Raw genomic sequence first — 318 nt, 5'->3', positions numbered from 1 at the left:
GGTTAATGCATAATTAGAAAAAGAGATAGACTGTAAAACAATCACGGTTAATACCAAAACCATCGGCCGAGATAAAAAGGCTAAACTAAGAAATTTTGAAGAATTTTGCTGAAATTTCGGGAATTTCGGAAATTGCTGAAATTGCTGAAATTGCTGAAATTGCTGAAATTGCTGAAATTGCTGAAATAATAAACAACAGTGAAATAATAAACGATGTGAGCTTAACTTTAGAGAGGTGAAATTATAGGTTGGGCAGGTTGTGTGTTGTGTGTTGTGTGTTGAAAATTATAATCCATATCAGATGTCCTTGTCAATCCA

At 33.3% G+C, this 318-nt stretch carries 1 protein-coding gene; it reads left to right on the top strand.

Features of this window, described 5'->3' with window-relative positions:
* Positions 1-95: 95 nt before the first annotated feature.
* Positions 96-239, top strand: a complete 144-nt coding sequence (locus tag H3U97_RS11370) for a hypothetical protein (protein ID WP_198199013.1) — start codon at positions 96-98, stop codon at positions 237-239.
* The last annotated feature ends 79 nt before the right edge of the window (positions 240-318 follow it).

This window comes from Gilliamella sp. W8128, from assembly GCF_016100545.1.
GTDB classification, from domain to species: domain Bacteria; phylum Pseudomonadota; class Gammaproteobacteria; order Enterobacterales; family Orbaceae; genus Gilliamella; species Gilliamella apis.
The sequence above is the reverse complement of the archived record's forward strand: the minus strand, read 5'-3'. Positions and strand labels throughout refer to the sequence as shown.